Origin of the sequence: Microbacterium paludicola (assembly GCF_015235415.1) — a bacterium.
GTDB classification, from domain to species: domain Bacteria; phylum Actinomycetota; class Actinomycetes; order Actinomycetales; family Microbacteriaceae; genus Microbacterium; species Microbacterium paludicola.
In genome coordinates this window covers 22,979-39,216 of record NZ_JADGLL010000017.1, presented here as the reverse complement: position 1 = coordinate 39,216, position 16,238 = coordinate 22,979, and the positions used below count along the sequence as shown (strand labels likewise).

The window sequence follows — 16,238 nt, the reverse complement described above, 5'->3', positions numbered from 1 at the left end:
CGGGACATCCATGAATTTGCGCAGCTGGTCGAAGAGCCGCCTGATCTTCCTGGGCCTGGGCATCGTCCTGGTCGCGATCGGCATCTGGCTGATCGTCCCGGAGATGCTCGCCGGCTGATCGGCCCGACAACCGCGGCCAGCCACCGCGATCGGGCCGGCCCCCGCGATCGGGCCGGCCCCCGCGGCCGGCCCATCCGGTCCTCATCCCAAAGACACTCAAAGGAGAGTTCACTCATGGCAGACACCGCGACACTGCGGACGGAGCCTCTCGCCAGTGCGGTCCGCAAGGCGACACGGCACCTCATGCCGATGCTCGTCATCCTGTACTTCGTCGCCTTCCTCGATCGCACGAACGTCGGCTTCGCGGAGGATGCGCTGCAGATGGAGCGAGGGATCTCGGCGGGCGCCTTCGCGCTCGGCGCGGGCATCTTCTTCATCGGCTACGCGATCTTCGAGATCCCCAGCAACCTGCTGCTGAAGAAGTTCGGCGCCCGCTGGTGGCTCGCCCGCATCGCGATCACGTGGGGCATCGTCGCGGCGGCGTTCGCGTTCACGACGAACGACACGATGTTCATCATCCTGCGGTTCCTGCTCGGTGTGACCGAGGCGGGCCTGTTCCCGGGCGTGATCATGTTCCTCGCCGAGTGGTTCCCGAACAAGGTGCGCGTGCGCATGTTCGCGATCTTCTACCTCGCGCAGCCCTTCTCGCAGATGCTCGGCGCCCCGCTCTCGGGCGGCCTGATCAGCTTCGGCGACCAGTACACCCCGTGGGCCGGCTGGCAGGTGATGTTCTTCAGCGAGGGGATGCTCGCGGTCATCGCCGGAATCGCGGCGATCTTCCTCCTGATCGACAGCCCGCAGAAGGCGAAGTGGCTGGATCCGGATGAGAAGGCCGAGCTGATCGACGTCATGGAGCGCGAGGACTCGGTGCGGCAGGAGGACGGCCCAACAGGCGTCTGGCGCGCGATGTCGAACTGGAAGGTCTGGTACTTCACCGTCATCTACTTCTGCCTGCAGATCGCGGTGTACGGCACGACGTTCTACCTGCCGCAGCAGGTGTCGGGGCTCATCGGGCAGGAGGTCGGCTGGCAGGTCGGCCTGGTCACCGCCATTCCGTGGCTCGTCGGCCTGTTCGCCTGCTACTACTTCGGCAACAAGGCGAACACGATCAAGCGCCGGCGCAACTGGGGGACGATCTTCTACATCCTCACGGGAGTGTTCATCCTCGGCTCCGCGTGGGCGGGCGCCGCGAACCAGCCGGTGCTCGGCATCCTGTGCATCACGATCGCCGTGGCGAGCTTCCTCTCGGTCGGCCCGATCACCTGGTCGTTCCCCACGGCGTTCCTCACGGGAACCGCCGCGGCGGCCGGTATCGGCCTGATCAACTCGCTCGGAAACCTCGGCGGCTTCGTCGCGCCGCTGATGCGCACCGCCTTCAACGAGGCGATGCCGACCGACAGCGGCGCGTGGGGAGTCGTCTCGCTCGGTGTGTTCGCGTTCCTCGCCGCCGCGATGATCGCCGGCACCCGGTTCTTCCGGGCGAAGGCGGACGACCTGCTGGAGGAGGAGGCGCTGAAGGCGCCCGCCCACTGATCGCCTCACGCCGATCATCGGCGGTGACGACGGGCTGGTGCGGGTGGTGGACCGGCTCGTTGCGGCTCAGCCGGCGCCGCGGCCGCGCATCCCGGCTCACAGATAGATTGGCGACGGTGCGCCCCTCGGCGCGCCGATCCCCTCAGCAACAGCGTCGTCGATGAAGGAGAACCCGATGTCCGAACCCGCCAGGCAGCGCCAGGCCCTCGTCGTGCGCGGCGGATGGGACGGGCATCACCCCGTCGAGGCGACCGAGCTGTTCATCCCGTTCCTGCGGGAGAACGGCTTCGACGTGCGGATCGAGGAGAGCCCCGCGGTGTACGCCGACGCCGAGGTCATGGCGGCGACCGACCTCATCGTCCAGTGCAACACGATGAATTCGATCGAGAAGGACGAGCTGCTCGGGCTCCGCGCGGCGATCGAAGCCGGCACCGGGATGGCCGGATGGCACGGCGGCATCGCCGACTCGTATCGCAACAGCTCCGACTATCTGCAGCTCATCGGCGGGCAGTTCGCGACGCATCCGGGACGGCACCCCGACGAGCGGCCGGGGAACGAAGAGGACAACTACCTTCCCTACACGGTCGAGATCACCGACCTCGGTCGCACGCACGAGATCACCGCCGGGATCGACGACTTCGAGCTGAACACCGAGCAGTACTGGGTGCTGCACGACGACCTGATCGACGTGCTGGCGACCACAACGCACCCCACGCAGCCGTACCACCCGTGGCACCGCCCCATCACATCGCCGGCGGTCTGGACGCGCCTGTGGGGGAAGGGGCGGATCTTCGTCGCCACGCCGGGCCACTCGGTCGACGTGCTTGAGGACCCGAACGTCCGCACGATCATCGAGCGGGGGATGCTGTGGGCGAGCCGGTGACGCGCGGGGCCTGGACCCCGGGATCCGGTCCCCTCCGGGTCGGCGTCGTCGGATGCGGCAACATCGTCGAGCAGTACCTGCAGACGTTGCCGCGCCTTCCCGACGTGCGGCTCGTCGCCGCGGCCGACCTCGACCGGTCGCGCGCGGAGGCGGTGGCGGCCCGCGTCGACGGCGCCCGGGCGCTGACCGTCGACGAGCTCATCGCCGACCCCGACGTCGATCTCGTGCTGAACCTCACGATCCCCGCCGCGCACGACGCCATCGCGCTCGCCGCGATCCGCGCCGGCAAGCACGTGCACGGCGAGAAGCCGCTCGCGGCCGTGACCTCGGCGGCGCGCGCCGTGCTGGATGCCGCCGCCGAGGCGGGCCTCGTCGCGAGCTGCGCGCCCGACACGGTGCTCGGCACCGGCACGCAGACCGCGCGCGCGGCCATCGACGAGGGCCTCATCGGGCGCCCGATCGCCGCCACCGCGGTCATGCTGACCCCGGGCCACGAGCGCTGGCACCCGAATCCCGACTTCTACTATCAGCCGGGCGGCGGCCCGCTGTTCGACATGGGGCCGTACTACATCTCCGCGCTCGTCACGCTGCTCGGACCGGTGGTCTCGGTCGTCGGCGCCGCGAGCAGCTTGAGGACTGAGCGGACCATCGGATCCGGATCCCGCGCGGGCGAGGTCATCCCGGTCGACGTGGACACCCACGTCACGGGCGTGCTCGTCCACGAGTCGGGTGCACTGTCGACCCTCGTGATGTCGTTCGACGCGGTCGCGACCCGCTCGTCGAGCATCGAGATCCACGGCACCGCCGGATCGATGATCGTGCCCGACCCGAACCACTTCGCCGGCGACGTCGAGGTCAACGTCCTCGACGGCGACGGGTGGCAGACGCTGCCGCCCTCCGGAGGGTACGTCGACGCCGGTCGCGGCATCGCGCTGCAGGACTTCGTGGCCACGGGCGCCGCGCCGCGCGCGTCCGGCGCGCTCGCCTTCCACGTGCTCGATGTCATGGAGTCGTTCATCCGCGCCGCCCACGAGGGCCGCGCGATCGAGGTCGCCAGCACGTGCGACCGCCCCGCCCCCGTCCCGCTCACGGAACTGGATTGATCCGATGCATCACAAGCCCGCCCTCCGCGTCGCCCTGATCGGCTACTCCTTCATGGGGAAGATCCACGCCCAGGCGTGGCAGACCGCCCCGCGCTTCTTCGACGTCGAGGCCCGCGTCGACCTCGTCGTCGGCCGCGACGAGGCCGCCGTTGCCGACTTCGCCCACCGCTTCGACATCCCGCGATGGACGACCGACTGGCGCGACGCCGTGAACGACCCGGACATCGACGCGATCGACATCTGCGTGCCGGGCGACCTTCACGCCGAGATCTCGGACGCCGCGCTCGCCGCGGGAAAGCACGTGCTGTGCGAGAAGCCGCTCGCCAACTCGGTCGCCGACGCCGAGCGGATGACCCGCATCGCCGCCGACGCCCGCGCGAAGGGTGTGCAGTCGATGGTCGGCTTCAGCTACCGCGGCACCCCCGCGCTCGGGGCGATGAAGAAGCTCATCGAGGAGGGCCGGATCGGCACCATCCGCCACATCCGCGCCACGTACCTGCAGGACTGGATCGTCGACGAGGACTTCCCGCTCGTCTGGCGCCTGCAGCGCGACAAGGCGGGATCCGGATCGCTCGGTGACATCGGCGCGCACATCGTCGACATGGCGACGTTCCTCACCGGCCAGCGCCTGACGGGAGTCAGCGCCCTGACCGAGACCTTCGTGAAGGAGCGGCCGATGGTCGCCTCCTCCGGTTCGCTCGCCGCGACGGCCGGCGAGGGGACGGGCGTCGTGGACGTCGACGACGCCGCGGTCTTCATCGCCCGCACCGACGGCGGCGCGCTCGCCACGTTCGAGGCGACGCGCTTCGCCGCGGGGCGCAAGAACGCGATCCGGATCGAGATCAACGGATCCAAGGGATCCGTCGCCTTCGACTTCGAGCGGATGAACGAGTTCGAGTTCCACGACCACACGCTTCCGGGCGCCGAGGCGGGCTTCCGCCGCATCCTGGCGACCGAGCCCGAGCATCCCCACCTCGAGGCGTGGTGGCCCGCGGGCCACGGCCTCGGCTACGAGCACACGTTCACGCACGAGGTGGTGGAGTTCGCCCGCGCCGTCGCCGCCGGCACCGCGCCGAGCCCCTCGTACGAGGACGGCCTGTACGTGCAGCGGGTGCTCGACGCGGTGGAGCGCTCGGCGGCCGCCGGCGCGGGGTGGGTCGCGCTGGAGGGCTGATCCCGGGCCGGCCGCACCAGCGTGATCCCAGCCGCTCTCCCGTAGCCTTGACCCCATGACCGACACGCCCGCGCGCACTCCTTCCGACAGGCCTGTGAACACGCCCGTCCGTGCGACCGGCGTGCGGCAGGTGCGCCCCAAGACCGAGGGGTGGCAGCAGGCGAAGGACGAGACGGGTCGCCCGCTGCTCCAGTTCGCGAGCCCGAAGCGCGGCAAGCCGCCCGTGCACCTCGCCGACCTCACGCCCGAGCAGCGCGTCGAGAAGGCGAAGGAGCTCGGCCTGCCGGGCTTCCGGGCCAAGCAGCTGGCGAAGCACTACTTCCAGCACTGGACGAGCGACCCCGCCGACATGACCGACCTTCCGGCCGCCGGCCGCGAGGAGCTCGTCGCCGGCATGCTGCCGAACCTCCTCACCGAGGTGCGTCGTCTGCAGACCGACAACGGCGACACCATCAAGTTCCTGTGGCGCCTGCACGACGGCGCGCTCGTCGAGTCGGTGCTGATGCGCTATCCCGGCCGCATCACCCTGTGCGTCTCGTCGCAGGCGGGCTGCGGCATGAACTGCCCGTTCTGCGCCACCGGCCAGGCGGGCCTGACGCGCAACATGTCGTCGGCCGAGATCATCGAGCAGATCGTGCGCGCGAACCGCGCCATCGCGAACGGCGAGCTCGGCAAGCGCGAGCACGCCGACGAGCGCGTCACCAACATCGTCTTCATGGGGATGGGCGAGCCGCTCGCGAACTACGCCCGCGTGATGCACGCCGTCCGCACGATGGTCGACAAGAAGGACGGCCTCGGGATGAGCGCCCGCGGTATCACCGTCTCGACCGTCGGTCTCGCGCCCGCCATTCGGAAGCTGGCGGACGAGGACATCCCCGTCACCTTCGCCCTCTCGCTCCACGCGCCCGACGACGAGCTGCGCGACGAGCTGATCCCGGTCAACTCGCGCTGGAAGGTCGACGAGGTCCTGGATGCCGCGCGCGGCTACTTCGAGAAGACCGGTCGCCGCGTGTCGATCGAGTACGCGCTCATCCGCGACATGAACGACCACCCGTGGCGCGCCGACCTGCTCGCCGAGAAGCTCAACGCCCGCGGCCGCGGCTGGGTGCACGTCAACCCGATCCCGCTGAACCCGACCCCCGGATCCGTCTGGGATGCGTCGGAGCGCTCGGTGCAGCGTGAGTTCGTGCGCCGCCTCAACGACGCCGGCGTACCGACAACCATCCGCGACACCCGCGGCAAGGAGATCGACGGCGCCTGCGGCCAGCTTGTGGCGACGGAAGAGGACCAGGCCGCCGCGACAGCCTCGGTCTGAGGCCTGCCGCCGCTCGCACCCCGCCTGCCGCCGAGCAGGCATCCCCACGCCCAGCAGGCATGTGCGCGCATGCCTTCTCGCGGCGGAGATACCTGCTCGCGACATCGGATGTGCTCCCGGCGAGGTCGGTCGATCTGCCCCGGCTCTGAATCCAAGAGCTGCGACAGATTAATCGTCTGATCAGGCGAATTCGCGCCGTCGCACTCCCCGGTGCGCGATAGCGTTAGGCCATGGTCAACTATCGCTATCTCGGCAACAGCGGCTTCAAGGTCTCGGAGATCACCTACGGCAATTGGGTGACCCACGCGTCGCAGGTCGAGAACGACGCCGCGATCGCCACGGTCCACGCCGCGCTCGACGCCGGCATCACCACATTCGACACCGCCGACACCTACGCCAACACCGCCGCCGAGGAGGTGCTCGCCGAGGCGCTGAAGGGCCAGCGTCGCGAGGGCCTCGAGATCTTCACGAAGGTCTACTTCCCGATCGGCCCGATGGGCCCGAACGACACCGGCCTGTCGCGCAAGCACATCATGGACGGGATCCACGGATCGCTGCGCCGCCTGAACGTCGAGTACGTCGACCTGTTCCAGGCGCACCGCTACGACTACGAGACGCCGCTCGAGGAGACGATGCAGGCCTTCGCCGACATCGTGCGCCAGGGCAAGGCGCTCTACATCGGCGTCTCGGAGTGGACCGCCGAGCAGCTGCGCGAGGGCCACGCCCTGGCGAAGCAGCTGGGCTTCCAGCTCGTCTCGAACCAGCCGCAGTACTCGATGCTCCACCGCGTGATCGAGGGCAAAGTCGTCCCCGCCTCCGAGGAGCTCGGGATCTCGCAGATCGTCTGGTCACCAATGGCGCAGGGCGTGCTGAGCGGCAAGTACCTCCCCGGTCAGCCGGTGCCCGAGGGAAGCCGCGCCACCGACGAGAAGAGCGGCGCGAACTTCATCCAGGGCTGGCTGCGCGACGAGGTGCTCACCGCCGTGCAGAAGCTCAAGCCGATCGCCGAGCAGGCCGGCCTCACGATGCCGCAGCTCGCGATCGCGTGGGTGCTGCAGAACCCGAACGTCGCCGCGGCGCTCGTCGGCGCCTCGCGTCCCGAGCAGCTCGCCGACACGGTCAAGGCGTCGGGCGTGAAGCTCGAGGCCGACGTGATGACCGCGATCGACGAGGCCCTCGCCGGTGTCGTGAACGACGACGCCGAGGGCACGTACAGCGTGTCGCCGAAGTCGCGCCTCGTCTGACGTCGTGTTACCGCCGGGAGGGCGCCGGACGGCGTCCTCCCGGCGAACCTTGGCATGATCTACTCGTGACCTCTGCCCGCCTCCCGACGCCGCTGCGTGTCGTCTACGGGCTCTTCGGCATCGCCGCGCTCACGGCGCTCGCCTTCACGGTTGTGTTCTTCACGCGCTGGGTCTCGTCGCTCGGCCCGGTCGAGGCGTTCCTCGCCGCGTATCCCGGCACGGCCCCGCTCCCCGAGGGACGGGGCGTCGGCATCCCACCCTGGCTGTCGTGGACGCACTTCCTTAACGCGTTCTTCCTGCTGCTGATCATCCGGTCGGGCATCCGGATCCGCGGCGAGAAGACCCCGAGCGGGCTCTGGACCTCGCGACGCGTCAAGAAGCGCAGGATGAGCCTCACGATCTGGTTCCACCTCGCGATCGACGCGCTCTGGATGCTCAACGGTGTCGCGTACGTCGTGCTGCTGTTCGCCACCGGGTACTGGGTGCGGATCGTGCCGACGAGTCTTGACGTGTTCCCGCACGCGCTCTCGGCGCTGATCCAGTACGTCTCGCTCGACTGGCCGACCCACGGCGGCTGGACCGGATACAACGGCCTGCAGCAGCTGTTCTACTTCGCGATCGTGTTCCTCGCGACGCCCCTCGCCATCCTGACCGGCGCGCGGCTGAGCGCGTTCTGGCCCCGCGGCGACTCGCGCCTCAACCGCGCGTTCCCGGTCGACCTGGCGAAGGCCATCCACTTCCCGACGATGCTGTTCTTCGTCGGCTTCGTGATCGTCCACGTCGGTCTTGTGCTCGCGACGGGCGCGCTGCGCAACCTGAACGCGATGTACGGCGGGCAGGATGCCGTCAACTGGACGGGCTTCTGGATCTTCGTCGCCTCGCTCGTCGCGATGGCCGGCGGATGGATCGCGGCACGCGACCGCGTCATCGCGCCGATCGCGCAGCTCTTCGGCGACGTCCGGATGCGCCCGACCCGCTGAGCCTCACTCGACGGTGAACGTCGCGGGCTCCGAGCTGACGTGCAGGCCGTCGCCCGCCATCAGCTCGGCCTCGCCGGGACCGGCGTCCTCCGGGACGGTGAAGGATCCGCTGAGCGTGCCGTCCTCGGCGACGCTCGCCTCGCCGAGGTCCACGGTCTCGCCGTCCTGGATCCAGTGGACGTCGACGACCGAGACGGCGTCGGCGCTCGTCGGCTGGCCTGTGTCCCCGCACACCACGTAGCCCTCGCCGGCGACGTCGAACCGGGTGCCCGGCGTGCCGCGATCCGGGGACATGGTCAGCGTCGCCGCGGCGCACGCGGAGGAGGACGAGACGCCGCCGGAGTTCTCGGCGGGCGCCGGCGCGGGGGCGGACGCGCAGGCGGTGAGCATCAGTGCGAGCCCGAGGAGGGACGCGCTGGCCGCGGACGGACGAGCCATCGCGATCACGCCGCCGGGTAGGGCCGCAGCTTCTCGACGCCGGGCGGGCAGGATGCCGGGCGGGCAGGATGAGGCAGCGTTCGCCGCGGGGGCGACGGTGACGCTGGCCGTGACGGCGAGGACGAGCGCACCAAGCAGCGCAGGGATTCGCATCGGTCGGCTCCGATCGTCGAGGGATTCGCGGCGCTGTTTCACTGTGCGCGCCGCACACGATGATCCACCACCCTCGTGGCGGGCAGAGCTCCCCATCCTGTTCAGCGGGCGTCCCGATCGCGGGGACACGGACGGCGGGAAAGAGTGAGGCCCCTGACGTCACCCGATAGACGGCAGGGGCCTCGATCCGCCGGGCAGAGAGCCGGCGGATGCGTCGTCATCGTGCCATCGGCACGCCCCCGCGACGACGCAGGATCAGGAGAAGACCACCGGCGGCGATGAGGCCGGCCGCGGCGAGGGCGAGGCCCCACGGCGACTGCTGCGCGCCGGTTGCCGCGAGTGCGCCCGAGGCGACGACGGAGAGCTGCGCCGTCACCGGGTCGAGGCCCTCTGACGTGATCTCGAGCGTGTGCGGGCCCACCTCGAAGTCGGCCGGGATGGCGATGTCGAACGCGATCGCACCGTTCGCGTCGGCGGCCGGGAGACCCTCGACGACGATCGGGTCGCTGAACAGCGTGGCGCCGACGACCTGGCCGGGCTCGAGGCCCGTCAGCTCGACGCCGAGCGTTCCGCCCTGCTCGACCGTGGTCGAGCTCAGCTCGATCTCGACCCACGCACCGGCCGGATCCTGCGGCTCCGGCGTCTCGGTCGGCGCCGGCGTCGGGGTCGGCTGCGGCTCGGTCCAGACGCTGGCGCGGCCGAGCGGGGCGGGGTCGACGACGTCGACGGCCTCGAAGTAGTCGACCGTGGCCGCGAGGTCCACGAGGCCCGAGTCGGCGGTACCGGTGCCCTCGGCGAGCGTGGTGAACCCGTCGCCGCCCGACGCGAGGAACGAGTTCGTCACGACGACGAACTCATCCGTCGGCGCGATCTCCTCGCCCTGGTAGGTCATGTTCACGATGTGCTCGCCCGCGGGAGCGTCCTCGACGTACTCGTACGCGAAGCCCTCCGAGACGCCCAGGTGCAGCTTGGGACGCTCGGCCCCGGGCTGCCACTGCTCCTCGAGCACCTGTGCGAGCTGCTCACCGGTCAGGGTCAACGTCACGAGCGTGTTGCCGAACGGCTGGACCGCCGCGACGTCGGCGTAGGTGACGGTGCCGTCGCCCTCGAAGAGCAGGTCGTCGCGCAGGCCGCCGGGGTTCATCAGCGCGATCTGCGCATCCTGCTCCCCGCCGTAGTTCTCGTACTCCGACGTCGCCCAGAGGTAGATGTCGGCGACGAGGTTGCCCATCGTCGACTCCACGCCGCGGTCGTCGCCCGACGGCGTTCCGCCGCGCAGGATGTCCGCCGAGATCTTTCCGACGGCGACGGATCCCAGCACCTCGGCCTCGGCCTCGGCGTCGGCGACGATCTGCGCCACCGTCTCATCGGCGGGGAAGTTCGCCACCGGCTCCTCGCCCGAGTCGTCGACGAGGTCGACGGTCGAGCCGGCGATGGAGATCAGCTCGTTCGTCGCCGAGTCGACGACGATATCGAGGGCACCGAGCGTGGTGCCGTGCTGGTGGGCCTGGATGACCGGGCGGCCGTCGACCTCGCAGTCGACGAGCTGGTGCGTGTGACCCGACACGATGGCGTCGATGTCAGCGGAGGCGCCGCGGACGAGGTCGCCGTACTCCGACTTCTCCGTCGCCAGGGCCTCGCAGTCCTCGCCGGCCGAGCCCGAGTGGGTCAGCAGCACAACGACGTCCGCCTCGCCCGAGGCGGTGATCTCCTCGGCCACGCGGTTCGCCGCCTCGAGCTGGTCGCCGAACTCGATGTCGGCGATCCCCGCGGGGCTCACGAGCGTCGCGGTGTCCGACGTGACGGTGCCGATGAAGCCGACCTTCACGCCGCCGACCTCGCGGATCGCGTACTCCTTGAGCGCGGGCTCGGTCGTGCCCTTCTTGTAGACGTTGGCGCCGAGCGCGAACTCCGTCCCGTCCATGCCGGTCTTCTCCGCGAAGCGGGGGATGACACGGTCGGTGAGGTCGGAGAAGCCCTGGTCGAACTCGTGGTTGCCCACCGCCGAGACGTCCAGGCCGCCGGCCGACAGCGCGTCGATCGTCGGCTCGTCGTCGGCGATGAACGACGTGAACGTCGAGGCGCCGATGTTGTCGCCCGCCGAGGCGAACAGGGTGTTCGGGTTCGCATCCCGGTACTGGGCGACGGCGCCCGCGAGCACCGCGGCACCCGCCTCGTCGCCGTTCGCCGAGACGCGGCCGTGGAAGTCGTTGATCGTGAGGACCTGGACCTCGGTCGTGCCGTCCTCGATCGTCCACAGCGTGGTCGATCCGGTGACCTCGTTGCCCACGGCGAGCATCGGCTTGCCCGTGGGAGACTCCTCCGCCGGGATGAAGTCGAGGCCCTCGGGGCCGAGGTCGCCCGCCGAGTTCACGAGCGCCGCGATCTCGGCCTCGCTCGCGCCGGCCTCCTCGAGCGCCTCGACCTCGTCGGCCAGGTTCACCGAGAAGTCGCGGTTGTCGACGTACGAGACGTACGCCGGAGCGGCGGGGTCGGTGAGGTCGTAGACCATGACGCCGCTGAGGCGCTCGAGCCCGATGAACGCGTAGGGGCGGCCGTTGACCTCGCCGATCGTGAGGTTCTCGGGCTCGACGCCCTTCGCGTCGCTGCGGCTCTCGGCCTCGTTGTCGTCGTGACCGGCGTTGAAGACGACGCCGTCGATGCCCGAGGTGATCTCCTCGAAGGCGGCGCCCGAGTCGAACACCAGGTCTCCGGTGGTGGTCCAGACCGAGAACGAGCGGCCGCCGTAGGTGTACAGCTCGCTGTAGCAGCCCTGGGCCTCGTCGAAGCCGTCCTCGATCGAGACGTCGAGGCGGCCGAGCTTGTCGTCCTCCACGAGCGGCTCGAGCTCGGCGCAGACCGGGCCGTAGCCGTAGATGTCGCCTTCGGCGTCGGTGTCCTCGTTGTCGTCGCCCAGGTCCTTCACGCGGGCGGCGTCGACGTAGCCGCCCCACTCGCGCACGTCACCCTCGTTGGCGGTGACGAGGAAGGTCTGCCCATTCGCCTCGTACGCGGCGATGCCGTCGGGCATGTACATGCCGTGAAGGCCCGGGTACTTCGCGATGTTCACCGTCGGGGCATCCTCGGGGTCGCGGTCGGAGGCGTCGATGCCGACCTCCGCGTAGTCCTTGGTGCCCAGCGGCAGGATGTCGGTCACGGTGGCGGTCGTGAGGTCGACGACCGCGAGCGAGTTCGCCTCCTGCAGGGTCACGTAGGCGGTCGTGCCCGAGACGGTGACGTACTCGGGCTCGAGGTTGCGCGAGACGGGCAGGTCGTCGCCGTGCGGGGTCGGGCCGAACGTGCGGACGCCCTCGGGGAGGGCGTCGCCCTCGAAGGCGTGGAAGTCGGCGGTCGCGACCGCATCCTGTCCGGGGTTCGCGATCGTCTCGGGGAGCGCGATCACGCTGATCGTGCCCTCCGGATCCGTCGAGAAGTCATCCGCGGGCTCCCCCTCGTTCGCGACGACCGCGTAGGCGCCGTCCGGGGAGACCGTGACCATGTCGGGAAGCGACCCGACCGCGACGGTGCCGAGCACGGCGGCGTCCGCCGAGTCGGCGTTCGCGTCGAAGAACAGCACGCGCCCGGGCAGGGTCTTGTCGCCGGAGTCCTCGAGCACGACGACGCCGAGGCCGTCCTCGCGGATCGCGACCGAGTTCGCCACGGCGCCCTCGGCGCCGAGCTCGAACAGCTCGGTGGGGTTCGCCGGGTCGCTCGCATCGATCACGAACACCGTGCCGGCGGCGGCGTTCACCGAGAACAGGCGCTCGCCGTAGTGCTGGACGATCTCGGAGGCGCCCTCGTCGAACAGTCCGGTTTCGAAGGTGCCGGTCGGCGACAGCGTGAACGGCGCGCCCTCGGCGGTGTGGTTGGTGGGGTCGGCGACGATCGCGGCACTCGCCGAGAACGGCACGAGCGCCAGGGCGCAGGCGGTGGCGGTGGCCGCGGCCGTCGCGGCGACGCGACGGCCCAGCGCGGCGGGGGAGCGGTGGGAAGAAGGCATCGGTGTCCTCGGGGTGACGGGGGGAAACGCGTTCGGGACGACGCTTCCCCCAGTCCTAAGCGGCCGAGGTTGCGGGAAGGTGAACTGGGCATCACGATCGGCTCGTGCTCTCGTCCCGGGGCGGGCTGGCATGCTGGGAGGACCCACGCGAGGAGGCAGGATGACCGACAGCGACGCGCAGACGAACGCCTACGAGACGATCCGGGTGGAGACCCGCGGCAGGGTGGGCTGGATCACGCTCGATCGCCCCGAGGCGCTGAACGCCCTCAACCGCCAGGTGATGCGGGACCTCGTGGCGGCCGCGACCGCCTTCGACGCGGACGAGGGGATCGGCGCGATCGTCGTGACCGGATCGGAGCGCGCCTTCGCCGCCGGGGCCGACATCAAGGAGATGGAGGGCCTGCGCGGCCGCGACTTCGCCGTCGGCGGCGGCTTCGACCAGTGGCGCGCGTTCGCCGACATCCGCACGCCCGTCATCGCCGCGGTCGCCGGCTACGCGCTCGGCGGCGGGTGCGAGCTCGCCATGATGTGCGACGTCATCCTCGCGGCCGACTCCGCGAAGTTCGGCCAGCCCGAGATCACGCTCGGGGTCATCCCCGGGATAGGCGGCACGCAGCGCCTCATCCGCGCGATCGGCTACTACAAAGCGGCGGAACTTGTGCTGTCGGGCCGCACGATCGACGCCGCCGAGGCCGAGCGGATCGGCCTCGTCTCGCGCGTGGTGCCGGCCGCCGAGCTGCTCGACGAGGCGGACGCGCTGGCGCAGGGGATCGCGGCCAAGCCGCTTCCCGCGCTGTACGCCGCGAAGGCCGCGCTCGACGCGGCGCTCGAGGTGCCGCTGGCCGAGGGCCTGCGCCTCGAGAAGCACCTGTTCGCCTCGCTGTTCGACACCGAGGACCAGAAGGAGGGGATGGCGGCGTTCCGCGAGAAGCGCCCTCCGGAGTTCCGGCACCGGTAGCCCGCTCGGGCGGCCGGCGACGTCAGCGCAGGACGGACGGGGACCAGGCCTGCGGGATGAAGAGGGTCGGGGTGGAACCGGACGCGAGGTCGAGCGCCCAGACGTCGGTGACCCCCGCCTCATCCCGTCGCGGCAGCCCGTAGAGCACGGTGTCGTCGTCCAGCCATTCGAGCTGGTCGTCGACCGAGCGGGCCTCGGCGAGCTCGTGCTCGACGCCGGTCGCGAGGTCGAGCACGGCGATCCCCCAGTCCTGGCCGCCCCGATCCTTCTTGTAGGCGACCCGCGTGCCGTCGGGTGAGATCGACGGGCACTCGCTGTTCTCGCGCACGGCCCTGAGCGTGCGCTCCGAGGGCGACGCGCAGTGGTCGTTCACCACCGCGCCCCCCGCGTCCGCCGAGGGCCAGTGCCCGTGCTCGCTGTTCACCGAGACCGCGGAGCCGGGCGTGCTCGAGGTACCGGATTCGTCGCCCGTGACGCTGGGCGTGCGGTTCGCCCCGGCGCGGACGGCACCGTCACCGCCATCCGGTTCTACAAGGGCCCGGGCAACGTCGGTCCGCACAGCGGCGAGCTGTGGCGCGCTGACGGCACCCGGATCGCCGAGGGCGCGTTCACGGCTGAGAGCGCGCAGGGATGGCAGACCCTCGTGCTGGATGAGCCGGTCGCCGTGACCAAGGATGCCGAGTACATCGCCGCGTACCGCACGACCGTCGGCCGCTACTCGTACACCGCGGGGTCGTATGCCGCGGCGTTCGAACGCGGGCCCCTCCGGGTGCCGGCGAACGGCGGCGCCTACTCGTACGACGGCGGGTTCCCGGGCGACCGCAGCGCGGGAAGCTATCTCGTCGACGTCGTGTTCGAGCCGGATGCCCCGGTTCCCACGGCGATAGACCGTGCGCCCGCCGACGGGGTGCTGAATGCCGATCCGGGCGCGCCCATCACCGCCCGCTTCGACCGCGCCGTCGCGGCCGGCGCGCAGCTGACGGTCAGCTCGCCTTCGGGCCCCGTGGCCGGGACGTCGGCGCTCTCCCCCGACGGCCTCGAGCTGACCTACACTCCCGAGGCGCCGCTCGCCGAGCGGACGCGGTACACGGCGACGACGTCGGGCACGGGTGGGCCGGATGCCACCTGGTGGTTCGAGACGGCGTCCGCAGATGGCTGCCCGTGCGGTCTGTTCGCGGGTGCGGTGCCGGACACCGCCTCGGCGAGCGACGGTGCGAGGGTCGAACTCGGCGTCGGTTTCGCGCCCACCGAGGACGGCGTCGTGACCGGTGTGCGCTTCTATCGCGGCGCGGGCAACGCCGGCCCGCACACGGGCACGCTGTGGGATGCGGCCGGGGGTGTCCTCGTCACCGTGAGCTTCTCGGCGACCGGCGATGCGGGGTGGCAGACCGCCCTGTTCGAGCAGCCCGTCGAGGTGAGAGCGGGGACGTCCTATGTCGCGTCGTACCTCGCCCCGCAGGGCGGCTACGCCGTGACCTCCGAGTTCTTCACGGGCGCACCTCTTGCGGTCGGTCCGCTCGAAGCGGCCGCGTTCAACGGCCGCTACGCCTACGGCGGCGGGTTCCCCCAGGACTCCTACCGCGGTAGCAACTACTTCGTCGACGTGGTCTTCGAGCGCGGCTGAACTGAGGCTGTCCCGTCAGCGAAGCCCTCGGCGTAGGCCTCGTCGTAGCCGAGGCGGAACATGTCCCGCTCGCCCGTGCGCGGGATCGTGCGCGCGCCGGGGAGATCCAGCTCGCCGACGAGGTCCGCGCGGCCCCGGACGACCGCGACGGGCATGCCCGTGGCCTTTCCCTTGACGAGATCGGCCGCCGCGCACAGCTCGTCGGCCACGCAGGGAAGCGTGACGTGCAGCGGGCGCCCCTGGGTGTCGGTGGAGCCGCGGAGGTCCTCGAAGACCTGCACGCCGCCCGCGCCGATCGCGTGGTCGATCTGCCCGTCGCGCCAGGCGCGGCCGAGGGTGTCCGAGATCAGCACCCCCACCCGCACGCCCAGCCGGGCGCGCAGCCCCTCGGCGAGGGCGCGCGCGGAGGCATCCGGATCGACCGGCAGCAGCAGCACCGTCCCCTCCGGGGTGTTGGAGGCGTCGACGCCGGCCGCCGCCGAGACGATCCCGAGGCGGTTCTCGACGATCCGCGTCACGTGGCCAGACGCCGACGTGCGGGTCGCGACCACGCGCACGGTCTCGGCCGTGATCGCGTCCTCGCGGTCGTCCGCCGTCACGAAGCGGCCCTCGGCTTTCGAGACGATCTTGCTCGTGACGACGAGGATGTCGCCGTCGGCGAGCGGATCGGATGCGTCGACCGCCGATCCGATCACGTCCACGAGGTGATCGCCCGCGGAGATCTCGGGGATCCCGGCGAGCGGCCAGACGGTCAGCACCCTCGGTGTCCCCGG

At 70.8% G+C, this 16,238-nt stretch carries 13 protein-coding genes; 9 read left to right on the top strand and 4 right to left on the bottom strand.

From position 1 onward, the window contains the following. Positions 1 to 234: 234 nt before the first annotated feature. The 7 genes from IR155_RS08600 to IR155_RS08570 all read left to right on the top strand — a co-directional run bounded on the left by IR155_RS08600 (position 235) and on the right by IR155_RS08570 (position 8,292). Complete coding sequence (locus IR155_RS08600) at positions 235 to 1,593, top strand: MFS transporter (RefSeq protein ID WP_135114424.1); 1,359 nt, start codon at positions 235 to 237, stop codon at positions 1,591 to 1,593. Between the two features lie 175 nt (positions 1,594 to 1,768). Continuing rightward, the gene (locus IR155_RS08595; protein ID WP_135114423.1) at positions 1,769 to 2,476 is read left to right on the top strand and encodes a ThuA domain-containing protein; all 708 of its coding nucleotides are present in this window, start codon (positions 1,769 to 1,771) and stop codon (positions 2,474 to 2,476) included. Further along, positions 2,461 to 3,579: a Gfo/Idh/MocA family protein gene (locus IR155_RS08590; RefSeq protein WP_233441155.1), complete on the top strand. Its 1,119-nt coding sequence runs from the start codon at positions 2,461 to 2,463 to the stop codon at positions 3,577 to 3,579. The genes IR155_RS08595 and IR155_RS08590 overlap by 16 nt, the downstream gene beginning before the upstream one ends. A 4-nt stretch (positions 3,580 to 3,583) precedes the next feature. Continuing rightward, complete coding sequence (locus IR155_RS08585; RefSeq protein ID WP_135114422.1) at positions 3,584 to 4,753, top strand: Gfo/Idh/MocA family protein; 1,170 nt, start codon at positions 3,584 to 3,586, stop codon at positions 4,751 to 4,753. Positions 4,754 to 4,808: 55 nt separating this feature from the next. Beyond that, complete coding sequence (gene rlmN / locus IR155_RS08580) at positions 4,809 to 6,068, top strand: 23S rRNA (adenine(2503)-C(2))-methyltransferase RlmN (RefSeq protein ID WP_135114421.1); 1,260 nt, start codon at positions 4,809 to 4,811, stop codon at positions 6,066 to 6,068. Between the two features lie 230 nt (positions 6,069 to 6,298). Further along, positions 6,299 to 7,312, top strand: a complete 1,014-nt coding sequence (locus IR155_RS08575) for an aldo/keto reductase family protein (RefSeq protein ID WP_135114420.1) — start codon at positions 6,299 to 6,301, stop codon at positions 7,310 to 7,312. Positions 7,313 to 7,377: 65 nt separating this feature from the next. Further along, entirely contained in the window at positions 7,378 to 8,292 is a 915-nt protein-coding gene (locus tag IR155_RS08570) for a cytochrome b/b6 domain-containing protein (RefSeq protein WP_209306758.1), read from the top strand. Between the two features lie 3 nt (positions 8,293 to 8,295). Here IR155_RS08570 and IR155_RS08565 read toward each other — a convergent pair whose 3' ends face one another. Next, a complete protein-coding gene (locus IR155_RS08565; protein WP_135114419.1) occupies positions 8,296 to 8,883 on the bottom strand; it encodes a hypothetical protein in 588 nt (195 codons plus the stop codon). A gap of 217 nt (positions 8,884 to 9,100) precedes the next feature. Then, entirely contained in the window at positions 9,101 to 12,883 is a 3,783-nt protein-coding gene (locus tag IR155_RS08560; protein WP_209306757.1) for a choice-of-anchor I family protein, read from the bottom strand. Between the two features lie 160 nt (positions 12,884 to 13,043). On the opposite strand from IR155_RS08560, the gene IR155_RS08555 reads away from it, so the two are divergent. Beyond that, on the top strand, positions 13,044 to 13,841 hold the full coding sequence (locus IR155_RS08555) for an enoyl-CoA hydratase-related protein (protein ID WP_135114418.1): 798 nt from the start codon (positions 13,044 to 13,046) through the stop codon (positions 13,839 to 13,841). A 22-nt stretch (positions 13,842 to 13,863) separates the two neighbouring features. Here the strand turns inward: IR155_RS08555 and IR155_RS08550 are convergent, their stop codons facing one another. Continuing rightward, a complete protein-coding gene (locus tag IR155_RS08550; protein ID WP_135114417.1) occupies positions 13,864 to 14,169 on the bottom strand; it encodes a TolB family protein in 306 nt (101 codons plus the stop codon). A gap of 81 nt (positions 14,170 to 14,250) precedes the next feature. Between IR155_RS08550 and IR155_RS16225 the strand changes: the two genes are divergently transcribed. Continuing rightward, positions 14,251 to 15,465: a DUF4082 domain-containing protein gene (locus tag IR155_RS16225; protein WP_167760742.1), complete on the top strand. Its 1,215-nt coding sequence runs from the start codon at positions 14,251 to 14,253 to the stop codon at positions 15,463 to 15,465. Here IR155_RS16225 and cofE read toward each other — a convergent pair. Next, positions 15,432 to 16,223 (bottom strand): coenzyme F420-0:L-glutamate ligase, encoded by a 792-nt coding sequence (cofE, locus tag IR155_RS08540; protein WP_135114415.1) that lies wholly within the window; start codon positions 16,221 to 16,223, stop codon positions 15,432 to 15,434. The genes IR155_RS16225 and cofE overlap by 34 nt on opposite strands. Positions 16,224 to 16,238: the final 15 nt, after the last annotated feature.

Coding starts and splice junctions, on each gene's coding strand:
- IR155_RS08600 (WP_135114424.1), top strand. CDS start 235: ATGGCAGACACCGCGACACTGCGGACGGAGCCTCTCGCCAGTGCGGTC.
- IR155_RS08595 (WP_135114423.1), top strand. CDS start 1,769: ATGTCCGAACCCGCCAGGCAGCGCCAGGCCCTCGTCGTGCGCGGCGGA.
- IR155_RS08585 (WP_135114422.1), top strand. CDS start 3,584: ATGCATCACAAGCCCGCCCTCCGCGTCGCCCTGATCGGCTACTCCTTC.
- rlmN (WP_135114421.1), top strand. CDS start 4,809: ATGACCGACACGCCCGCGCGCACTCCTTCCGACAGGCCTGTGAACACG.
- IR155_RS08575 (WP_135114420.1), top strand. CDS start 6,299: ATGGTCAACTATCGCTATCTCGGCAACAGCGGCTTCAAGGTCTCGGAG.
- IR155_RS08565 (WP_135114419.1), bottom strand. CDS start 8,883: ATGCGAATCCCTGCGCTGCTTGGTGCGCTCGTCCTCGCCGTCACGGCC.
- IR155_RS08560 (WP_209306757.1), bottom strand. CDS start 12,883: ATGCCTTCTTCCCACCGCTCCCCCGCCGCGCTGGGCCGTCGCGTCGCC.
- IR155_RS08555 (WP_135114418.1), top strand. CDS start 13,044: ATGACCGACAGCGACGCGCAGACGAACGCCTACGAGACGATCCGGGTG.